14 protein-coding genes are annotated in these 20,924 nt (G+C 68.6%); 7 read left to right on the forward strand and 7 right to left on the reverse strand.

All coding sequences use genetic code 11. The features are described from left to right. The first annotated feature begins 59 nt into the window (after positions 1-59). The gene (locus ACO6VK_RS10310) at positions 60-2,351 is read left to right on the forward strand and encodes an NADP-dependent malic enzyme (protein WP_422506802.1); all 2,292 of its coding nucleotides are present in this window, start codon (positions 60-62) and stop codon (positions 2,349-2,351) included. A 634-nt stretch (positions 2,352-2,985) separates the two neighbouring features. Here the strand turns inward: ACO6VK_RS10310 and ACO6VK_RS10315 are convergent. Then, complete coding sequence (locus ACO6VK_RS10315; RefSeq protein WP_422506804.1) at positions 2,986-3,693, reverse strand: basic secretory protein-like protein; 708 nt, start codon at positions 3,691-3,693, stop codon at positions 2,986-2,988. Positions 3,694-3,695: 2 nt separating this feature from the next. Continuing rightward, entirely contained in the window at positions 3,696-7,043 is a 3,348-nt protein-coding gene (locus ACO6VK_RS10320) for a GH92 family glycosyl hydrolase (RefSeq protein ID WP_422506806.1), read from the reverse strand. A gap of 385 nt (positions 7,044-7,428) precedes the next feature. Here ACO6VK_RS10320 and ACO6VK_RS10325 point away from each other — a divergent pair, with 385 nt between their 5' ends. From ACO6VK_RS10325 to ACO6VK_RS10335, 3 genes are read left to right on the forward strand one after another with little or no spacing between them, the layout of a single operon-like run. Continuing rightward, the gene (locus ACO6VK_RS10325) at positions 7,429-7,626 is read left to right on the forward strand and encodes a zinc-finger domain-containing protein (protein WP_422506808.1); all 198 of its coding nucleotides are present in this window, start codon (positions 7,429-7,431) and stop codon (positions 7,624-7,626) included. A 15-nt stretch (positions 7,627-7,641) separates the two neighbouring features. Next, positions 7,642-8,754, forward strand: a complete 1,113-nt coding sequence (locus ACO6VK_RS10330; protein WP_422506810.1) for a glycosyltransferase — start codon at positions 7,642-7,644, stop codon at positions 8,752-8,754. Further along, on the forward strand, positions 8,735-10,072 hold the full coding sequence (locus ACO6VK_RS10335) for an O-antigen ligase family protein (protein ID WP_422506830.1): 1,338 nt from the start codon (positions 8,735-8,737) through the stop codon (positions 10,070-10,072). The genes ACO6VK_RS10330 and ACO6VK_RS10335 overlap by 20 nt, the downstream gene beginning before the upstream one ends. A 73-nt stretch (positions 10,073-10,145) precedes the next feature. On the opposite strand, the gene ACO6VK_RS10340 is transcribed toward ACO6VK_RS10335, so the two are convergent. Beyond that, the gene (locus ACO6VK_RS10340; protein ID WP_422506812.1) at positions 10,146-11,066 is read right to left on the reverse strand and encodes an LpxL/LpxP family Kdo(2)-lipid IV(A) lauroyl/palmitoleoyl acyltransferase; all 921 of its coding nucleotides are present in this window, start codon (positions 11,064-11,066) and stop codon (positions 10,146-10,148) included. An 88-nt stretch (positions 11,067-11,154) separates the two neighbouring features. On the opposite strand from ACO6VK_RS10340, the gene waaA reads away from it, so the two are divergent. Next, on the forward strand, positions 11,155-12,453 hold the full coding sequence (gene waaA, locus ACO6VK_RS10345) for a lipid IV(A) 3-deoxy-D-manno-octulosonic acid transferase (RefSeq protein ID WP_422506814.1): 1,299 nt from the start codon (positions 11,155-11,157) through the stop codon (positions 12,451-12,453). Between the two features lie 39 nt (positions 12,454-12,492). On the opposite strand, the gene ACO6VK_RS10350 is transcribed toward waaA, so the two are convergent. From ACO6VK_RS10350 to ACO6VK_RS10365, 4 genes are all read right to left on the reverse strand, one after another. Continuing rightward, complete coding sequence (locus tag ACO6VK_RS10350; RefSeq protein ID WP_422506816.1) at positions 12,493-13,161, reverse strand: hypothetical protein; 669 nt, start codon at positions 13,159-13,161, stop codon at positions 12,493-12,495. Between the two features lie 337 nt (positions 13,162-13,498). Continuing rightward, the gene (locus ACO6VK_RS10355; protein ID WP_422506818.1) at positions 13,499-14,860 is read right to left on the reverse strand and encodes a TolC family outer membrane protein; all 1,362 of its coding nucleotides are present in this window, start codon (positions 14,858-14,860) and stop codon (positions 13,499-13,501) included. 16 nt (positions 14,861-14,876) lie between these two features. Further along, positions 14,877-15,524, reverse strand: coding sequence for a protein-L-isoaspartate O-methyltransferase family protein (locus ACO6VK_RS10360; RefSeq protein WP_422506820.1), 648 nt, complete (start codon positions 15,522-15,524; stop codon positions 14,877-14,879). A 136-nt stretch (positions 15,525-15,660) separates the two neighbouring features. Beyond that, a complete protein-coding gene (locus ACO6VK_RS10365; RefSeq protein WP_422506822.1) occupies positions 15,661-16,332 on the reverse strand; it encodes a TetR/AcrR family transcriptional regulator in 672 nt (223 codons plus the stop codon). Between the two features lie 121 nt (positions 16,333-16,453). Here ACO6VK_RS10365 and ACO6VK_RS10370 point away from each other — a divergent pair, with 121 nt between their 5' ends. Both ACO6VK_RS10370 and ACO6VK_RS10375 read left to right on the forward strand, forming a co-directional pair. Then, positions 16,454-17,590 carry an efflux RND transporter periplasmic adaptor subunit gene (locus ACO6VK_RS10370; protein WP_422506824.1) on the forward strand — a complete coding sequence of 379 codons (1,137 nt, stop codon included), beginning with the start codon at positions 16,454-16,456 and terminating at the stop codon, positions 17,588-17,590. A gap of 4 nt (positions 17,591-17,594) precedes the next feature. Continuing rightward, a complete protein-coding gene (locus ACO6VK_RS10375; RefSeq protein ID WP_422506826.1) occupies positions 17,595-20,765 on the forward strand; it encodes an efflux RND transporter permease subunit in 3,171 nt (1,056 codons plus the stop codon). The last annotated feature ends 159 nt before the right edge of the window (positions 20,766-20,924 follow it).

Here is a 20,924-nt window from a genome sequence, read left to right on the forward strand (position 1 = left end):
GCCCACGCCAACGGGGGTATGATCCCCTGTTCCTCTCGCCCATTCATCTGCAGAAAGCGATGTCCAACGAAGATTTCAAACAGGCTGCCCTCGATTACCACCGCATGTCGCCGCCGGGCAAGATCCGCGTCGCAGCGACCAAGCCGATGCTGACCCAGCGTGATCTGTCGTTGGCGTACTCGCCGGGCGTGGCACACGCCTGCGAGGCGATCATGGCCGACCCGCAGCAGGCCAGCGAGCTCACCGCCCGCGGCAACCTGGTCGCCGTGATCTCCAACGGCACCGCCGTGCTCGGCCTGGGCAACATCGGCCCGCTGGCCGGCAAGCCGGTGATGGAAGGCAAGGGCGTGCTGTTCCAGAAGTTCGCCGGCATCGATGTGTTCGACATCGAGATCGATGAGAACGACCCGGACAAGCTGGTCGACATCATCGCCTCCCTGGAGCCGACCTTCGGCGGCATCAACCTGGAAGACATCAAGGCGCCGGAGTGCTTCATCGTCGAGCGCAAGCTGCGCGAGCGGATGAACATCCCGGTGTTCCATGACGACCAGCACGGCACGGCGATCATCGTCGGCGCCGCAGTGCTCAACGCAATGGTCGTCACCGGCAAGAAGATCGAAGAGGTGAAGCTGGCCACCACCGGCATGGGCGCGGCGGGTATTTCCTGCGTCAACATGCTGGTGTCGCTGGGCCTGAAGAAGGAGAACATCCTCGCCTTCGACCGCGACGGCGTGATCCACACCGGCCGCAGCGATCTGGACCCGGAGAAGGCGCGCTACGCGCGTGACACCGACAAGCGCACGCTGGCCGAGATCGTCGACGGCGCGGACATCTTCCTGGGCCTGTCGGCCCCGGGCATCCTGACCGCGGACATGGTCAAGACGATGGCCAAGGACCCGGTGATCTTCGCACTGGCCAACCCGACCCCGGAAATCATGCCGGAAGTGGCCCGTTCGGTGCGTCCGGACGCGATCATCGGCACCGGACGTTCGGACTACCCGAACCAGATCAACAACGTGCTCTGCTTCCCGTACCTGTTCCGCGGGGCGCTGGATGTCGGCGCCACCGCGATCAACGAGGAAATGAAGATCGCCTGCGTGCACGCGATCGCCGCGATGGCACGCCGCGAGGCCAGCGACCTGGGCTCGGCCTATGGCGATGAGACCCCGAGCTTCGGCCGCGATTACCTGATTCCGCGTCCGTTCGACCGCCGCCTTCTGGTGGAGCTGTCGGCCGCCGTGGCCCAGGCCGCGATGGATTCGGGTGTGGCCACCCGTCCGGTGGCCGACATGGGCGCTTACCGCGAGAAGCTGGCCCAGTTCGTCTACCGCACCAGCCTGATGATGAAGCCGGTGTACGACCGCGCGCGTTCGGACAAGCAGCGCGTGGTGTATGCCGAAGGCGAAGAAGAAGTGGTGCTGCGTGCGGTGCAGAACGTGGTCGACGAAGGCCTGGCGCAGCCGATCCTGATCGGCCGCCCGGACGTGATCGAATCGCGTATCGAGCGCCTGGGCCTGCGCATGAAGGCCGGTGTCGACTTCGACATCACCAACATCAACGACGACCCGCGCTTCAACGATTACTGGCAGTACTACCACAACCTCACCGGCCGTCGCGGTGTGACCGTGGCCGCTGCCAAGAACCTGATGCGGTCGCGCCCGACGTTGATCGCGGCGGTGATGGTGGCACGCGGCGAAGCCGACGCGATGCTGACCGGCGTGGTCGGCCGCTTCCACAAGAAGCTGGGCTATGTGCGCAGCGTGCTGCCGCTGGAGTCGAAGGTGACCTCGACCTCGGCGATGACCGGTGTGATCAACCAGCAGGGCGTGTTCTTCTTCGTGGATACCCACGTGCAGGAAGATCCGACCGCCGAGCAGATCTGCGAAGCGACCCTGCAGGCGGCCTACCGCATGAAGCTGTTCGGGATCGAGCCGAAGGTGGCGCTGCTGTCGCACTCCAACTTCGGCAGCCACGATTCCAGGGACGCGCTGAAGATGCGTACCGTGCGTTCGCTGCTGCTCAAGCGCAACCCGCGCCTGAACGTGGACGGCGAAATGCAGGGCGACACCGCGTGGGACGAAGCGCTGCGCCACAAGCTGCTGCCGGACAGCACGCTGAAGGGCCGCGCCAACCTGTTCGTGCTGCCCAACCTGGAAGCGGCCAACATCGCCTACAACCTGGTGCGCGTGTTCACCGACGGCGTGGCGATCGGCCCGATCCTGATGGGCGTGGCCAAGCCCGTGCACATCCTGACCACCAGCGCGACCTCGCGCCGCGTGCTCAACATGACCGCCATCGCGGCCGTGGATGCGCAGATCCGCAAGCAGCTGGAGGCGGAGAAGAACGCGTAAGACGTTCTTCTCACGACCGGTTGCCAGAACGCGCCCCTCGGGGCGCGTTCTGGTTTCGCGCAGCGAAACGCGGATCGGGTAGCTACCGACCGTTGGTCGGTAGGCATTGAAGAACGGGACCGGCGCACAGCGGCGGTCCCGTTTTGCATCTGACCTTCGCGACCATATGCCACAAGGCGTACGCACCCCGGTCACCGCCCTGCAACCTCCCAAGGGCCCAATACCCCCACGCGGCCCGGCCGCGGCGGTGGGCTACTGGCTCCCGCCGCCCTGGGCCCGACCAGATCCCCCTGAGTGTCCGGAGCCGTGCCATGCGCCATCGAATGACCCACCGCTACCTCAAACAGCTGTTCGCGCTGTACGCCGGCCTGGTCGGCGCGCGCTGACCCGGTAGAGCCGACCGTTGGTCGGCTGCCGCGCGCACGCGCGGCGAAGGTGATGCGGTCTCGCCGGCATGACGGGTGGCGGAACGGAGAGCAGCTGACCAACGGTCAGCTCTACCGGCGGGGTGCCCGCACTCCTCCACCCCGCACCGGTAGAGCCGACCGTTGGTCGGCTGCCCTCCACACCGCCACCGATACCCTGGCGCGCGGATGCGCCCCATCGCCCAACGGTGGGCGCTACTAGCTGCGTTTCATCCGTCGATCCGCGCGTACTGCGCCCACAGCGCGGGCAGCGCCAGGCCGGTGTGCTGCTCCCACAACGCCGGGGTATACCGGCCGTCGCGCAACGCGCCGTCCAGGGTCTTCACCAGCCCCGGGTGACGCGCCTCGCTCCACTTCAGGAACGCGCCGGTCACGCGGTAGCCGGTATCGAAGTTCTGCCCGTCCTTCACCGTCGTCGGCAGCGCCCAGCCCGCGGCCGCATTTTCCCGGCCATAGCGGTCGCGCGCGTAGTCGGCGATGCCCTCCACCAGCCAGCCCGGTACGCGTTCGTTGGCGTACTCCGGGTAGCCCTGCACGATGTGCATCGCCTCATGGGTGACCAGATCGATGTCGTCGGGGTGCTTGGCCAGCCAGGCCGGGTTGATGGTGATGGTGGCCGCCTTCTCCTTCTCGCCCACGTAGGCGATACCGTCGTAACCGGGATCGATCACGATGCGCACCTGTGCCGGTGCGCCGGGATGGAAGTCGGCCCGTTCGCGCACATAGGCCGCGAAGAACGTCTCAATGATGCGTGACCGCACCGGGGCGGCCAGCGCATCGGACGGGTCGCTGTAGGCCAGGGTCACGCCGTCACGCTGCTGGGTCGCGTCGAATGCGGCGGCATCGAACGCCACCAACGCCGCCAGCAGCACGGTCGTGCCGGCCGCTGCCTGCTTCAGAAAACCGGTCATGCCCATGCTCAGTGCTCCCCCATCGGTGCCAGAAGTTCCACCTCGGCCAGCTGCATCCGCCCCGGCGCGGCGATGCGCAGCCGGTACTCGGCATAGCGGCCGGGCCGCGCGATCGCAAACGGCCGGGTCTGCTGCGCCCAGGCGAAGTCTTCGCCGCGTCGCTGGTCCAGCGTGGTCCAGCGGCCGCCGCTGCGACGTGCTTCCAGCGTCCACGCGCCACCGCGGATCGGGGCGGTACCGCTGGTCAACGTGTACATCGAGGCGGCACCGTCGGCCACGCCGGTGAACGCGATCGTGCCCGCGCCGACCGGTACCGTGGTGGCCGCGTCGTCATCGACCAGCGCCGGCAATGCCGTGCCATCGGCGGCCTGCGCGCGCGCGCCGGTGCCCAGCAGGTTGTGCAGCAGGGCAGGGCGCTGGCCACGTGCGGTCAGCGAGCGCGGCGCGTCGTCCGGGCCGGTTCCCCACGTCGACGGTGCCGGGCCCATCACGAAGTCCAGCGTGGCACCCTTGGCGATCACCTCGTGCGGCACCCAGGTCTTCGTCCACGGCCGGCCGTTGATCTTCAGCGACTGCACGTAGACGTTGTCGCGCGAATTCTCCGGCGCGTTGACGGTCAGCACCGCGCCGCCCTGCAGCGTCACCTTCGCGTGGCGGAACAGCGGCGAGCCGATCACGTACTCCGGCGCACCCATGCGCAGCGGGTACAGGCCCAGCGAGGCCAGCACGTACCACGCCGACGTTTCGCCGTTGTCCTCGTCGCCCGGGTAGCCCTGGCCGATCTCGCTGCCCACGTACAACCGCGACAGGATCTCGCGCACGTGCTGCTGGGTCTTCCACGGCTGCCCGGCGTACAGGTACATCCACGGGATGTGGTGCGCCGGCTGGTTGCTGTGCGCGTACATGCCCATGCGCACATCGCGCGCCTCGGTCATTTCGTGGATGGTGCCGCCATAGGAGCCGGCAAAGGCCGGGTCGGCGGTTTCCGGGGTGGCGAAGAACGCATCCAGTTTGGCGGCGAGCCCGTCGCGCCCGCCGTACAGCGCGGCCAGGCCTTCGCCGTCGTGCGCGGCGGTGAAGGCGAAGGTCCAGCCGTTGGATTCGGTGTAGTCGTGGCCCCACACGCGCGGGTCGTATTGCTTGGCATCCAGCCGCCACGCGCCGTCGGCCGTGCGGCCCTGGAAGAAACCGGCGGCCGGATCGAACAGAGTGGCGTAGGTGCCGGCGCGGTGACGGAAGTAGTCGGCCTCGGTGGCGTAGCGTTCGCGTGCGGCGGTGGTGCCGGCGCGCTTGGCCAGCGCCTCGGCCATGTTGGCGATGCCGAAGTCGTTGAGCGCGCCTTCCATCGTCCACGACATGCCCTCGTGCACGTCGGCGCTGGCGTAGCCGCGGAAGGTGGAACGGTCCATGCCCTTGCGGCCGACATGGCGGTCCGGCGGCACCACGGTGGCGTTCTTCAGCGCAGCCGCGTAGGCCTCTTCGGGGTCGAAGCCACCGATCCCCTTCAGCCAGGCATCGGCGAAGGCGACGTCCGAACTGGTGCCCACCATCAGGTCGGCATAGCCGGGCGAGGACCAGCGGGCGACCCAGCCACCGGCGCGGTACTGCTCCAGGAAGCCCTGCACCAGCGCACCGGCATCGTCGGGGGTGAACAGCGCGTACGCCGGCCAGGTGGTGCGGAAGGTGTCCCAGAAACCGTTGTTGACGTACACCTTGCCGTCGCGCACCGGGGCGAAGCTGCGCACCGCGCTGCCATCGGTGTTGTCGTCGGCCGCGCTGGCCTGGCTGGCGTAGCGCCAGTCGGGCGCGGCGGCGGTGCCGGCGTTCTCATGCCCGGAGTTGGGGTACAGATAGAGACGATAGAGGCTGGAATACAGCGTGGTTTTCTGATCGTCGGTGGCATCGCCGATGTCGAACGGGGCCAGGCGCGCGTCCCACGCCTCCTGCGCGCGTGCGGCCACCCGCTCCAGATCGTCATCGGCGGCCAGTTCCAGCGCGAGATTGTGGTGCGCCTGTTCGAGCGAGATCAGCGAGGTGGCGATGCGCATGTTGACGCGACGATCGTGGCCGGCATCGAACTTGATGAAGCCGGTGGGGCGGCCGGTCTCTATGCGGCCGCTGCTGCGCCAGGGGCGGTCGAAACGGGCCACCACGTACATGCGGGTGGCGCCATTGGACAGCCCGCTGCGCGTGTCGGTGTAGCCGGACAGGGTCTGGCTGGCGGCGTCCAGCGTCAGACCGCCACGCGCATCGACATTGTCGAAGAGCAGGTTGGCGTCGCCCTGGGTCGGAAACTCGAAGCGGAACAGCGCGGCATGGTCGGTCGGCGCGATCGCAGCGGACAGACCATTGTCGAAGCGCACGTCGTAACGGTACGGCCGCGCACGCTCGTTGTCGTGCGAGAAAGACAGCGCCCGCTTGGCGCGGTCGGCGACGGGCACGCCGCGTGCAGTGGACGGCATCACCTGGAAGGTCTGGCGGTCACCCATCCACGGGCTCGGCTGATGGCTCAGGGCCAGCGCCTGCAGCTGCGGGCGGTTGGCCGCGTCGTTCTGCTCGTTCCAGCGGTACAGCCAGTTCAGTGCACCGGCATCGGTCACCGGGGTCCAGAAGTTGAAGCCGTGCGGTACCGCCGTGGCCGGGAAATTGTTGCCGCGCGAGAAGGTGCCGTTGGCCTGCGTACCGCGCGTGGTCAGCACCCAGTCCGACGGTCGCTGCGGCGCCGTGCGCGGCTGCGCATCCAGCACGATGTCATCGATCCAGCCGGACACCGGCGCACCGTCTGCAGCGGCCACCTCCAGTTCCAGCGCCACCACGCGGCGCCCGCGCAGTGCGGGGACATCGCCGAGCCGGACCGCCTTGCGCGCCCACTGCTGTGGATACAGGGTCTTCGATTCGCCCTGCGCGCGGGCACCCAGCGCTACGCCGTGCTGGTCACGCGCGGCGCTGGCCGAGACGCGTTGGCCATCGTCCAGCACCAGGTCCAGCGAGACATAGGTGGACGCAACCGTGTCCTTGTCGACGATTTCCGGCAGCACCAGCCACGACAGCGTGGTGTCGGCGTCGATGGTGAGGTCGGTGGCGAACAGCCGCGCGCGTGCCGCACCGCCCGTGCCGGTGTAGTGCAGCGCCCGCAGGCCGCTGTAGCCCACGCCGGGCTTGGCGGCATACGGCGCGCGCGGCCCATTGCCCACCGCCACGCGCAGTGCGCCCGCGCCCGCGCTGGCCGACGGCGACGGCTGCCCGGCTTCGAACGAGGTCTGCAGGCCCTGGCCGGCGGCGGGGAACGCCACGGCGGCGCAGGCCACGGCGAGGGCCAGGGGGAGGAGGGCGTGGCGGGGGTCGGACAGGGTCATGCAAGGGTCTCCCGAAAGGGCAGGCGGCAGGCAGGGCCCGCATCGGCGACCACGGCAGACAGCATCGCACCGGCCGCCACGGGGGCGGTCGAGGAAGCGATGCATGTCCGGCGGGGGACGGGCCATGCGATCGGGTGGTGGATCGGAACCGGTCCGATGCTGCAACAGGCGGACCCGCCCTGACAAGTGAAATTAGTTCGATCTAAATCGGGAATTCCACTCGGATCGGTGCAGCGTTGACAGCGGGTTTGGATCGATTTAAAAAGGTCGGTCGGATCGTCACGGCCGTCACCGGCGCCTTGCCATCCGCCACCGCGGCCAGCGGCCCCGCCGCGTTCCAGGTGCTAGAATCGCGGGCCTCGCAATTCCTTTGTGTGTCCACGCCATGAGCCATACCGCCACCGCGCCCGCCAACGCCGAGAAGCGTTACACCGTGCACCGCAGCGACCTGCCGCTGAGCTGCCCGACGCCGGAAATGGCCCTGTGGAATTCGCACCCGCGCGTGTACCTGCCGATCGAAGACGAGCCCAATGGCGAGGCCGCGTGCCCGTATTGCGGCGCGGTGTTCGTGCTCGCCGACTGACCGGCGCCAGCGTCCGTGCGCCGAATGACCGTGGTGCAGCTGCTGCCGGCGCTGCACTCCGGCGGGGTCGAACGTTCCACCCTTGAGATCGCCTCCGCCCTGGTTGCCGCCGGCCACCGGGCCATCGTCGTGTCTGCCGGCGGGCGCCTGGTCGAGCCGCTGCTGGCCAGCGGCGCCGAACACCTCACCCTGGACATCGGCCGCAAATCGCTGCTGACGCTGCGCCACGTGCTGACCCTGCGCAACCTGTTCAACGAGGTCGGCGCGGACATCGTGCACGCGCGCTCGCGCCTGCCGGCCTGGCTGGGCCTGTACGCGGTGCGCAACCTGCCCGCCGCACGCCGCCCGCACTGGGTCACCACGGTGCATGGGCTCAACTCGCCCGGCCGCTACAGCGCGGTGATGACCAGCGGCGAGCGGGTGATCTGCGTCTCGCAGTGCGTGCGTGACTTCGTTCGCCAGCATTACCCGGACGTGGACCCGCAGCGCCTGCAGGTGATCCCGCGTGGCGTGGACCCGGCGCAGTTCCCGCGCGTGCCGCGCCAGGACCGCCGCGCGCGGCTGGCCGTGGCGCAGGCGCATCCGCTGCTGGCCGGCGAGGCGCCGCTGCTGTTGCTGCCCGGGCGCGGTACCCGTCTGAAGGGCCACCGCCATGCGCTGCAACTGCTGGCCGGCCTGCATGCCGCCGGCGTGCCGGCCCGGCTGTGGATGCCCGGCACCCGCGAGCCGGGGCGTGAGATGTACGTGGCCGAGCTGGAACAGCAGGCACGCAGCCTCGGCGTGGCCGATGCGGTGCTGATCACCGCGCCCACCGCGAAGATCGCGCAGGCCTATGCGGCCAGCGACCTGGTGCTGCAGCTCTCCGACAAACCCGAAGCGTTCGGCCGCACCGTGGTCGAGGCGGTGTCGGTGGGGCGACCTGTACTGGGCTGGAACCACGGCGGCGTTGGCGAGCTGCTGCAGCACCTGCAGCCGTCCGGCGCGGTACCCTTGCACGACAGCGACGCATTGCTGGCGCAGGCCCGCCACCTGTTGGCGCAGCCGCCCACGCTGCCGTCGCGCATTCCGTTTACCTTGCAGGCGATGCAGCGTGACACGCTCCAGCTCTATGCCTCCCTCGCCGGTTGAGCCGGCCCTGATCCCCGGTTCGCCGGCGTCCCGCGCGGGCCGTTGGGCGCCGTGGTGGGTGATCGCCTTCGTGGCGATGTGGCCACTGCCCGGCGTCGCCGAAGGCGTGCTGGTGCTCGGCGCGCTGTATGCCGCCGTGCGCATGGTCCAGCTGCGGCTGGCCGGCAAGCAGCGCCTGCTCAGCAGCCCGGCGTGGGCGCTGACCAGCATCCTGTTCCTGGGGTACTGGCTGCCGCAGGCTTTTTCGGCATTCGATGCGATCGATCCGGGCACGGCCTGGCGCAAGACCGCAGCCGGCCTGCGCTATCTGCCCTTCATGTGGCTGGTCGCGATCGCGGTGGCGTCGCCGCAGCGCCGTGCGCTGACGCTGGGCGGCATCGCCACGATCACGGCGGTGTGGACGCTCGATGCGCTGGCGCAGGCAGCGTTCGGCACCAGTCCGCTGTTCTGGTCGCTGGACCAGCTCAAGTGGGCGGTCAGTGGCCACGGCCTGTGTTCGCCGCAGGAGATGGCGGCGGTAGACCGGCTCAGTGGCGTGCTGGGCCCGTGCAACCTGAAATTTGGCCAGGTATTGGCCAGCCTGTCGCCGTTCCTGCTGTTCGCCGCCGCCCGGCGTGCGGGGGTGTGGGGCTGGGCGGTGGCGGCCGCCGCCGTCGGTGCGGTGCTGGTGCTCGCCGGTTCGCGCGCGGCGTGGGTGACCTATGGCCTGGTGCTGGTGTTCTCCGGTTGGCGGCTGCTCGGCGCGCGTGCGCTGGTGGCATGCCTGGCGGTCGGGTTGGTGGGTGCGGTGGCGCTTGGCCTGGGATCGACCCAGGTACGCGAGCGGGTCGCACGCACCGCAATGGCCTGGGAAGGCGAGGGCGATGGCGTGAACCAGGCCCTGTCCGGCCGCGAACAGATCTGGAGCGCCGCCGGCTGCATGATCCAGCAACATCCGTTCAATGGCGTGGGCGCACGCGGGTTCCGCGATGCCTACCCGGACTGCAACCCGACCCCGGACCGACCGGAAGTGTGGGGCGATGGCCCGGCGCTGCATGCGCACCAGATCGTGCTGGAGATCCTCGCCGAAACCGGTGTGCTGGGCCTGCTGCTGTGGCTGGCCGCGGTCGCCCAGGCGTGGCGTGCCTGGCGCTTCGCACCGCAGGCCGCACGCGAACGCGCGCGCCCGGCCATGCTGGCGCTGGCGGTCACCGTGTTTCCGCTCAACACCCACCTGGCGTTCTATTCCACCTTCTGGGGTGGCCTGACCCTGCTGCTCGCGGCGCTGTACGCCGGCAGCCTGCTGGCGCGGGATGAGACGGACGCCGGAGCACGGTAGAGCCGACCGTTGGTCGGCTGCCGTTGTTGTTGCGGACCCCGGCAGGAGCAGCCGACCAACGGTACGGTCGGCTCTACCGGTAATAGTCGCTGCGGCCGCCTGGCTGGCGCTTGAAGCGGCGGTGGATCCACAGGTACTGGTCCGGTGCCTCGCGCACCATCGCCTCGATGGCCTGGTTCACGCGCGCGGTGTCGGCTTCCACGTCGTCGCTGGGGAAGTTCTCCAGCGGTGCGCCGATTTTCAGGAAGTACTTCCCGCCTTCACGGCGATGGAAATACGGAATGACGGCGCAGCCGGTCATCCGCGCCAACTGGTGGGTCGCGGTGATGGTGGACGCGGTGTGGCCGAAGAACGGTACGAACACGGTGTCCTTGCCGCGCATGTCCTGGTCGGGCGCGTACCACAGGAAGCCGCCCTTCTTCAGGTGACGCACGGTGGCGCGGATGTCTTCGTTGGCGTACATCGCCTTGGCGTAGCGCAGGCGGCCGAACTTTACCGCCCATTCGTACACCGGGTTGCGGTGCTTGCGGTACATGCCGGACAGGTCGACGTGATCGCACAGCAGCCGCCCACACATCTCCAGGGTCATGAAGTGGCCGGAGACCAGCAGCACGCCACGGCCCTCGGCCTGCATGCGCTGCAGGTGTTCCAGGCCTTCGATCCGTACCTGCGGCCGGATGCTGTCGATGCTGCCCCACCAGGCACGGGCAAATTCGAAGATGCCCACGCCGAGCGCGTCGAAGCTGTCGCGCAGCAGGCGCTGGCGCCAGGCGTCGTCCTTTTCGGGGAAGCACAGCTTCAGGTTGACCTCGGCGGCCCGCCGGCGGCTGCCGGCCAGCCGGTACGCCACCGTGCCGACGCCGCGGCCCAGTGCGCGCTGCAGCCACCACGGCAGCCGTGCGATGGCGAAGGCGCCCAGCATCACGGCGAACATCGGCCAGTGGCGGGGATTGCGCAGGGAGGGGCGGGTAGCGGTGGACGCGTTATCGGACATGCCCCGATTCTAATGGATACGCCCTTGCGGGTGCGTCCACGTGGCCGCTGCGCGTGTCTTTCGCGGGGGGCTCCCGTATCCTCTGCGCATGCGTAAAAGCCCTGTCGAATGGATCCTGCGCGGCCTGTACTCGGTCGTGCTGTACCTGCTGCTGCCCATCACCGTGTACCACCTGGTCTGGCGCGGCTTCCGGGTGCGTGAGTATTTCCAGCGCTGGGACGAGCGCTACGCGTCCTACCCGCATTCCAGTGGCCAGCCGCGGGTGTGGCTGCACGCGGTCTCGGTCGGCGAGGTGAACGCCGCCGCCCCCTTGGTCAATGCGCTGCGCGCGCAACGCCCGGACATCCGCTGGGTCATCACCACCATTACCCCGACCGGCTCCGAGCGCGTGCGCGCGCTGTGGGGCGATGCGGTGGACCACGTGTACCTGCCGTACGACGTGCCGGGCAGCGTCGGGCGCTTTCTGGGCCACTTCAAACCCAGCCTGGCGCTGATCCTGGAAACCGAACTGTGGCCGAACCTGCTGTTCGGCTGCCGCGACCGCCGCATTCCGGTGTACATCCTCAATGCACGCCTGTCGGCACGTTCGCTGCGCGGCTATCGCCTGCTGCGGCCGTTGATCGGCCGCGCGCTGCGCACCGTGACCTGCGTGGCCGCGCAGTCGGCCGACGATGCCGAGCGCTTCCTCCAGCTTGGCGCCACGCCCGAGCAGGTGCAGGCGCTGGGCAACCTGAAATTCGATATCGCCACGCCGAACGTGCAGGATTTCATCGCGCGCTTCCACGACCTGGTGCCCGCCACGCGCCCGGTGTGGATTGCCGCCAGTACCCACGAGGGCGAAGAGCAGGCCACCATCGATCTGCACCGCCGCCTGCGCGAGGCCGTGCCGGGCCTGCTGCTGTTGTGGGCGCCGCGGCATCCCGAGCGTTTTCCGCGGGTGGACGCGCTGGCCCGCGAGCAGGGCTGGAAGGTCGCCACGCGGCGCCAGCAGCAGTGGCCGCAGGCCGATACCGACGTGTTCGTGATCGATACGCTGGGCGAGCTGATGTCCTTCTACGGCTGCGCCCAGGTGGCGTTCGTCGGCGGCAGCCTGCAGGCGATCGGCGGGCACAACCTGCTCGAGCCCGCCGCGATGGGTACCGCCACGGTGACCGGCCCGCACCTGCACAACTTCGCCGAGATTTCCCGGCGCATGCGCGAAGCCGGTGCGGTGGTGATCGCCGAGGACGCGCAGGGCGTGGGCGACGCGCTGCTGACGCTGCTGCGCGATCCGGATGCACGCGAGGACATGGCCCGCGCCGGCTGTGCGCTGGTCAGCAACGGCCGCGGGGCGTTGAAGCGCACTGTGGCCCTGATCGCGCCGCAGTTGCCGCCGCCGGTAGCCTGATCGCCGGGGAAACAGCGCTGTCAGCGCGCACGCAGGGCATCACGGTGCCGCGGCGAAATTGACGCCGAGCGTGATCCAGTGACCGTCGCGCTGGTGATGCACACGACCGGCGAGCAGATCCACGCTGGCGCCTGGCCAGAGTTCACGGCGCATGCCGAACTGGCTGCTGCGCTGGCGTGCTGCATCACGGGCGGTTTCAGCGAGCAGTGACCAGCCGGGTGCGGTGGCGATCTCCATGCCGATCCCGTCGGTGCGTCCGCGGGCGCCATCGGCCTGGGCCCAGCCCACGTTGAGGTGAAGCAGGGCGCGGTCAGTGGCGCCGAGGGCGATGGTGACCGGAGCGTTGATGCCCCAGTCGTCGCTGCGCAGATGCTGCCGGTCGCTGCCCACGCCTGCGCTGAGCGCCAGGCCCCAGCGACGCTGATCGATGTCGCGCAGCACGCGCTTGGCCCCCAGCGCCCACTGCGTTGACGAGGCGGCCTGTTGATGCGTGATGCCAAGCGACCACTCGGTACCGGCGAGGGTGCAGGCGGGTACGGCAGTCCACTCACCTCCCGCATCGGTATGGCGCCCCCAGCTTTCCAGCTGGCAGCGGCCGGCATCGGTGGTGGAGGCATCGTCGACCATCAGGCTGGCGGCGGCGCGGCTGTCGAACGGAAGCATCGCCACGGCCACGAGGGGCAGGGCGAACGTACGGAAAAAGTGCATGGGCAATCTCCAGGCAAACGGAAACGCCAGCGGCACCCTTCCTGGGGTCGGTGGAACGGCGATACGGATGATGCGGAGCGGGCGAGCGTGTCAGCTGCGCCGGTGGGCCCCGTCCTGTGCGGACGGAACCGACCTTGGGGTCAGTGGGTCCGTCGGCTCAGGAGCAGCAACGAGATCGACTATGACTGTCCAAGGAGGGGGTCTCTGGCGGGAAAGGGAAGGCAGTGCGGGGCAGACCATAGTCGGCCCCTGCAGAGGGGTCAAGCCATTGCCCACGATGCGCGCAAAAAAAACCACCCGCGAGCGGGTGGTTTTCTGTTCCGTCCTGCGCCGTCGATCAGTTGACGGTGGTGCTCGGCGTGGCCGCCTTCAGCGTCAGCAGGCGGTTGACGTCCTGCAGTTCGGCGATGTCCAGCGTGCCGATCGCCTGGCCCAGCTGCAGGCGGTTCTGCAGGAAGGTGTAGCGGGCGTTGGCGTAATCGAGCTGGGCCGAGAACAGGATGCGCTGGTTCTGGATCACGTCCAGCACCGTACGCGTACCCACTTCCAGGCCAACCTGCGAGGCGTCGTAGGCGCTCTGGGCGGAGACCACGGCCAGGCGGCGGGCTTCCACTTCGCTGATGCCGGCCACCAGGGTCTGGTAGGCATTGCGGGTGTTGCGGTCCAGGGCGCGCTTCTGCTGCTCGTAACCGTCCTGGGCGATGTCGCGCTGGGCCAGGGCCTGGCGCACGCCGGACTGGGTGGCACCGCCGGCGAAGATCGGCACGCTCAGGGTCAGGCCGACGCTGTTGGTGCGCAGGTCCGGGTTGAAGGAACTGCCACTGCCGACGCCGGCATCGCCCCAGGTGGCGCTCTTGCCGTAGTTGCCGCCCAGCGACAGGGTCGGGTAGTGGCCGCCGCGTGCAGCCGACACGCCGGATTCGGCGGCGCTGACCTTCAGTTCCTGCGCCTTCAGCGCCGGGTTCTGTGCGACGGCTTCGCCGACCAGCTGGTCCACGGTGGCGTACTTGGCCGGCAGTTCCGGACGGAAGTCGGCCGGCAGCGCGCGCAGGTCGGTGACCGGCTGGCCGGTCAGTTCGGTCAGCGCCTGGTAGGCGTCGGCCAGGGTGTTCTGCGCAATGATCGTGTTGGCGCGGGCCTGGTCGTACTGGGCGCGCGCTTCGTGCACGTCGGTGATCGGTGCCAGGCCCACTTCCAGGCGCTTGTCGGCGAAGTCGAACTGCTTCTTGGCGGCCGCTTCGTTGGTCTGTGCGGCCGACAGCGATTCGATGCCCACGAGCACGTTGAAGTACGCCGCCGAGGTGCGCACGATCAGATCGTCGTTGGCCGAGTCCAGGGTGAAGTCCGCCGCCTTGCTCAGCTCGCGCTGCGAACGCAGGTTGGCGAACTGCGACCAGTTGAACAGCGTCTGGCTGCCCGTGACCGTGTAGGTGCGGCGCTTGCTGGTGGTGCTGCCGGTGTTGAAGCCCTGGTCATCGGTGCGGGTGCGGTTGAGCGCGGCCTCGCCGTTGATCTGCGGCAGCAGCGCCGCGCGCGCCTGCACGGCGCCTTCCTTGTCGTACAGACGGGTCGATTCAGCCGCGGACAGCTGCGGATCGCCGTTGCGCGCCATTTCGTAGACCTGCAGCAGGTCGGCGGCAGAGGCGGTCATCGGCAGCAGGGCGGCGGCCAGCGCAATAGCGAGGGATCGGCGGATCATTGCGGCTTCCTTGGACTCAGAGTTGGAACTGGGGCGCCGGGGCGGCACCGCGCAGGTAGTCGATATCGGTTTCGAACAGCGAATCAATGCTGCCATCGGCCTTGACCAGCACCGCTTCCATGACCGGCGAATGGCCGCGGATCACGAACAGGCGGCCACCGGGGCGCAGCCACTGGGTGAAGCGCGCCGGAACGGTGTCCACCGCGGCGGTGACACAGATCGCGTCGAAGCGGCGCTCGGTATCCCAGCTCAGCGCGTCGGCGGTTTCGATGCGGACGTTGTTGCCCAGGCCCGCAGCATCCAGGCGCGCACGCGCGGTGGCAGCCAGCGCCGGTTCGATTTCCAGGCTCAGCACTTCGCGGGCCAGTTCGCCCATGCAGGCGCTCAGGTAACCGCTGCCGGTGCCGATTTCCAGCACTTCGTCGCCCGGCTGCAGATCCAGGGCCTGCAGGGTGCGGCCTTCGATCACCGGCTTCATCATCTTCTGGCCGAAGCCCAGCGGCAGTTCGATGTCGGCATAGGCCAGGGCTTTGTGCGATTCAGCGACAAACGCCTCCCGCGGCAAACGTGCCAGTACATCGAGCACGCGAATGTCCAGTACGTCCCAGGGACGGATCTGTTGTTCAACCATCAGTTCGCGGGCGTGGGCGTAATCGATCGTCATGAGGTTCTAATCCAGCGCAGTGGGCCGGCCATTTTACCGGTGCCGGGAGCCGGCGGCGCGCTGAGAGCATCGCTGCCGTCGCGCCGGGGTCGCAGTGCCGGAAGTCACCGCGACCTCCGGTCCATTCATGTTGTTGTCACCGCCCGTGGCGGGTGGCGTACGCCCTCAGGAAGAAGGCAACGCTGGCGTCCACGTGGGCGTCGGCGTCGCACTCGGCCGGAGCCGGCCGCAGCCCGCACATCATATGCGTATGCAGCTCGCCTTTGATGAGGGTAAAGAACTGCAGCGCCGCCGTCTGGAAGTCGGTGATCTCCAGTTCGCCCCGTTCGGTGCGGGCGCGCAGGAACTCTGCCAGCGCGTCGCTGGTGCGCTGTGGGCCGGCCAGCCAGAACATCTCGCGGATCCGGTCGTCGGTGTCCGGCGCCATCATCACCCGCTGCACGGCCACGGCGGCCGGCGAGGTGATCATGGTGAAGAAGGCCTGCCCGATGCCCACCAGCTGCTCGCGCAGCGCGCCGTCGGCATCGGTGACGAACAGCGCGTCGGGCAGCATCTCGTTGCAGGTGGACTTCACAGCTTCGGCGAAAAGCGTTTCTTTATCGCCGAAATGGCTGTAAACGGTCAGCTTCGATACGCCCGCCTGGCCGGCGATGCTGTCCATGCTGACGCCGCTGTAGCCCTGGTCGACGAACAATGCCTTGGCCGCCTCCAGGATGGCCGCGCGCTTGCCCAGATCTTTCGGGCGGCCGGGTCCGGCGGCCTTGGCGGGGAGCTTGGACGGGGCAGCAGAAGACGTCGGATCGATCATGCAAACAATACTAGACCAATCGGTTCGATATTTATACTATACCGGCTGGTTCACTATTGGCCGTCATGGAATAGAGTGTCTCTTCCGTGCGGCTTCCCCGGTATTCAAGGTCCAGGACCTCATGAACAACTTGCGATGGATGGGCGGTGGGCTGCTGGCGGTGATGCTGGCGGCATGTGGCAAACAGGATGCCGAGCCGGTGGCGCCGATCCCGGTGCTGGTGGTGCATCCGGGCACGGTCAACGGCCAGGGTGTGGCGGCCTATCCGGGCGAGGTGCGTGCGCGTGAGGAAAGCCCGCTGTCCTTCCGGGTCGGCGGCAATCTGGTCAAGCGCCATGTCGATGCCGGCCAGCGCGTGCGCAAGGGCGAGGTGCTGGCCGAGCTGGACGCGGCCGACTACGCCTCCCAGGCAGCCGCCTCGCAGGCGCAGCTCGCCGCTGCCGAGGCCGATCTGGTGCGTGCCCGCGACGATCAGAAGCGCTATGCGGCACTGGCCGAGCAGCAGCTGGTCAGCCGTTCCGCACTGGATGCGCAGACCGCCGCCTTCAAGGCCGCACAGGGCCAGGCCAACGCCGCCCGCGCCAACCTGGCGGTGTCGCGCAACCAGGCCGACTACGCGCAGCTGCGCGCACCGGCCGATGGCGTGATCGCCAGCCGCCAGGCGGAGGCCGGGCAGGTGGTCAGCGCCGGGCAGACGGTGTTCACGCTGGCCGCCGACGGTGGCCGCGAAGTGCTGATCGCGCTGCCGGAAAGCACCATCCGCGATTACAAGGTGGGCCAGGCGGTCCAGGTCGAGCTGTGGAACCGCCCCGGTCAGCTGCTGCCCGCCACGATCCGCGAAATCGCCCCGGCCGCCGATGCCCAGGCGCGTACCTATTCCACCCGCGTCAGTCTGGCACCCGAAGCGCTGAGTGAAGTGGAGCTGGGCCAGAGCGCGCGCGTGTTTGCCAGCGCCGGCCGCAGCGGCACGCTGCAGTTGCCGCTGGCGGCCGTGCAGCGCGGTGCCGACGGCAAGGGCAGTGTGTGGGTGGTGGATGCGGCCAAGGGCACGCTGAAGGCGGTGCCGGTGACCGTCGGCGCCTACGGTGCCGAATCGGTGCCGGTGCTGTCGGGGGTGGGCGCGAACGACTGGGTGGTCGCCGCCGGTGGCCATCTGCTGCGCGAGGGCCAGGCGGTGACGGCGGTGGATCGCCAGAACCGCCCGGTGCTGGCGCCGGCCAAGGCCGCCGCGCCGACCGCCCCGGCCAAGGGGCACTGACCCCGTGCGCCGCTTCAATCTCTCCGAGTGGGCATTGGGCAACCGCCCGCTGGTGCTGTTTGCCATGCTCGCCTTCGCCGTCATCGGCGCCTGGTCTTACAAGCACCTGGGCCAGTCCGAGGATCCGCCCTTCACCTTCAAGGCGATGGTGGTGCGCACGATGTGGCCCGGCGCCACCGCCGAGCAGGTCTCGCGCCAGGTCACCGAGCCGATCGAGAAGGCGCTGATGAACACCGGCGAGTACGAGTTCATCCGCTCGTACTCGCGTCCGGGCGAATCGCAGGTGATCTTCATGGCCCGCGACAGCCTGCGCTCCAAGCAGATTCCGGACCTCTGGTACCAGGTGCGCAAGCGCGTGGGCGATGTCCGCGCCACGCTGCCGCAGGAGATCGTCGGGCCGTTCTACAACGATGAGTTCGGCGACACCTTCGGCAACATCTACGCGCTGACGGGCGAAGGCTTCGACTACGCGGTGATGCGCGATTACGCCGATCGCATCCAGCTGGAACTGCAGCGGGTGCCGGACGTGGGCAAGGTCGATCTGGTTGGCCTGCAGGACGAGAAGGTCTGGATCGAGCTGTCCAACACCAAGCTGGCCACGCTGGGCGTGTCGCTGCAGCAGGTGCAGCAGGCCCTTGCCGACCAGAACGCGGTGACCGGGACCAGCTTCTTCGAAACCCCCACCGACCGCGTGCAGCTGCGCGTGACCGGGCAGTTCAACAGCATCGAGGACATCCGCCAGTTCCCGATCCAGGCCGGCGACCGCACCCTGCACCTGGGCGATATCGCCGAGGTCAAGCGCGGTTTCGCCGACCCGGCCTCGCCCAAAATGCGCTTCATGGGCCAGGACGCGATCGGTCTGGCAGTGGCGATGAAGGACGGCGGCGACATCCTCAAGCTCGGCGGCACGCTGGATGCCGAGTTCGAGCGCCTGCAGAAGACGCTGCCGGCCGGCATGCAGCTGCGCAAGGTCTCCGACCAGCCGCATGCGGTGGAAGAATCGGTTGGCGAGTTCGTGCAGGTGCTCACCGAAGCGGTGGTCATCGTGCTGCTGGTGAGCTTCTTCTCGCTGGGCCTGCGCACCGGCCTGGTGGTTGGTGTGACCATCCCGCTGGTGCTGGCGATGACGTTCTTCGTCATGCATTACTTCGGCATCGGCCTGCACAAGATCTCGCTCGGCGCACTGGTGCTGGCGCTGGGGCTGCTGGTGGACGATGCGATCATCGCGGTGGAAATGATGGCCACCAAGATGGAGCAGGGCTACGACCGCCTGCGCGCGGCCAGTTTCGCCTGGGAATCGACCGCCTTCCCGATGCTGACCGGTACGCTGATCACCGCCGCCGGCTTCCTGCCGATCGCCACGGCCGCGTCCAGTACCGGTGAATACACCCGCTCGCTGTTCCAGGTGGTGACCATCGCGCTGGTGGTGTCGTGGATCGCCGCGGTGCTGTTCATTCCCTATCTCGGCGACAAGATGCTGCCGGACCTGTTCAACCCGCAGCCGCCCAAGCCGACCAGCCTGGCCGGACGCTGGCGCGCGCGGCGCGTGCAGTGGGCCGACCGCCACCCGGCCTTCGCGCGCTGGATCGCGCCGAAGGAGCACGCGCACGACCACGATCCGTACCAGCGCCCGTTCTACACGCGCTTCCGCCGGTTCCTGGATCGCTGCCTGCGCCATCGCTGGTGGGTGATCGCGGCGACCATCGCGCTGTTCGTGTTCTCGCTGATGCTGTTCCGCTTCGTGCCGCAGCAGTTCTTCCCGGACTCGACCCGGCCCGAGCTGATGGTGGACATCGAACTGGCCGAAGGCGCGTCGCTGGCCGCCACCCAGGCACAGGCGACCAAGCTGGAGAAGCTGCTGAAGGGCCGCGACGGCATCACCAACTACGTGGCCTACGTCGGCACCGGTTCGCCGCGCTTCTACCTGCCGCTGGATCAGCAGCTGCCGGCCACCAACTTCTCGCAGTTCGTGGTGCTCACTGCCGATGCCAAGGCCCGTGAGGCAACCCGCGACTGGTTGATCAAGGACGTGATCAAGCAGTTCCCGGACGTGCAGATGCGCGTGACCCGCCTGGAGAACGGCCCGCCGGTCGGCTACCCGGTGCAGATGCGCGTCTCCGGCGAGCATATTGCGCAGGTGCAGGCGATCGCACGGCAGGTCGAGGCCAAGGTCCGCGAGAATCCGCACGTGATCAACGTCAACCTGGACTGGAGCGAGCCGAGCAAGGTGGTGCGGCTGGTGATCGACCAGGACCGCGCTCGCGCGCTGGGCGTGAGCAGTGCCCAGGTGGGCCAGTTCCTGAGCAGCTCGCTGTCGGGGATGCGGGTGAGCACGTATCGCGAAGGCAACCGCCAGATCGAGATGCTGCTGCGCGGGCCGGACAACGAACGCGCCCAGCTGGATCTGCTGGCCAGCCTGGCCATTCCGACCAGCAGCGGTACCCCGGTGACGCTGTCGCAGGTGGCGCGCCTGGAGTACGCCTTCGAGGACGGCATCATCTGGCACCGCAACCGTCTGCCCACGGTGACCGTGCGCGCCGACATCGGCGACGGCATGCAGGCGCTGGACGTGGTGCAGCAGATCCTGCCGACCCTGGACGGCATCCGTGCCGACCTGCCCAGCGGCTATCTGCTGGAAACCGGCGGTACGGTGGAGGATTCGGCACGCGGGCAGGACTCGATCAAGGCCGGCATGCCGCTGTTCCTGATCGTGGTGGCCACGCTGCTGATGCTGCAGCTGCGCAGCTTCTCGCGCGCGGCGATGGTGCTGGTCACCGCGCCGCTGGGCATCATCGGCGCCACGTTGTTCCTGCTGCTGTTCCGCGCCCCGTTCGGCTTCGTGGCCCTGCTCGGTACGATCGCGCTGGCCGGCATGATCATGCGCAACTCGGTGATCCTGATCGACCAGATCCAGCAGGACATCGACGCCGGCCACGACCGCTGGCACGCGATCATCGACGCCACCGTACGCCGTTTCCGCCCGATCGTGCTGACCGCGCTCGCCGCGGTGCTGGCGATGATCCCGCTATCGCGCAGTGCGTTCTACGGCTCGATGGCGATCTCGATCATGGGCGGCCTGATCGTCGGCACCGTGCTGACCCTGGTGTTCCTGCCGGCCCTGTACGCGGCCTGGTTCCGGGTGAAGCCGGATGAGGCGAAGACCACCGGGGAATAACGGCAGGCGGCCACGCGCAGCCGAACCGGTGGGGGCCACACAACGCCCTCACCGGCTCTACCGGGAAACATCGCCGCGCCGCCCCACCGAGGTAGAGCCGACCGTTGGTCGGCTGCTCTCCGCTCCGGCACAGCAGAAGCAGCCGCGCGATGCGCGGCC

Origin of the sequence: Stenotrophomonas sp. GZD-301, assembly GCF_049310345.1 — a bacterium.
GTDB lineage: Bacteria > Pseudomonadota > Gammaproteobacteria > Xanthomonadales > Xanthomonadaceae > Stenotrophomonas.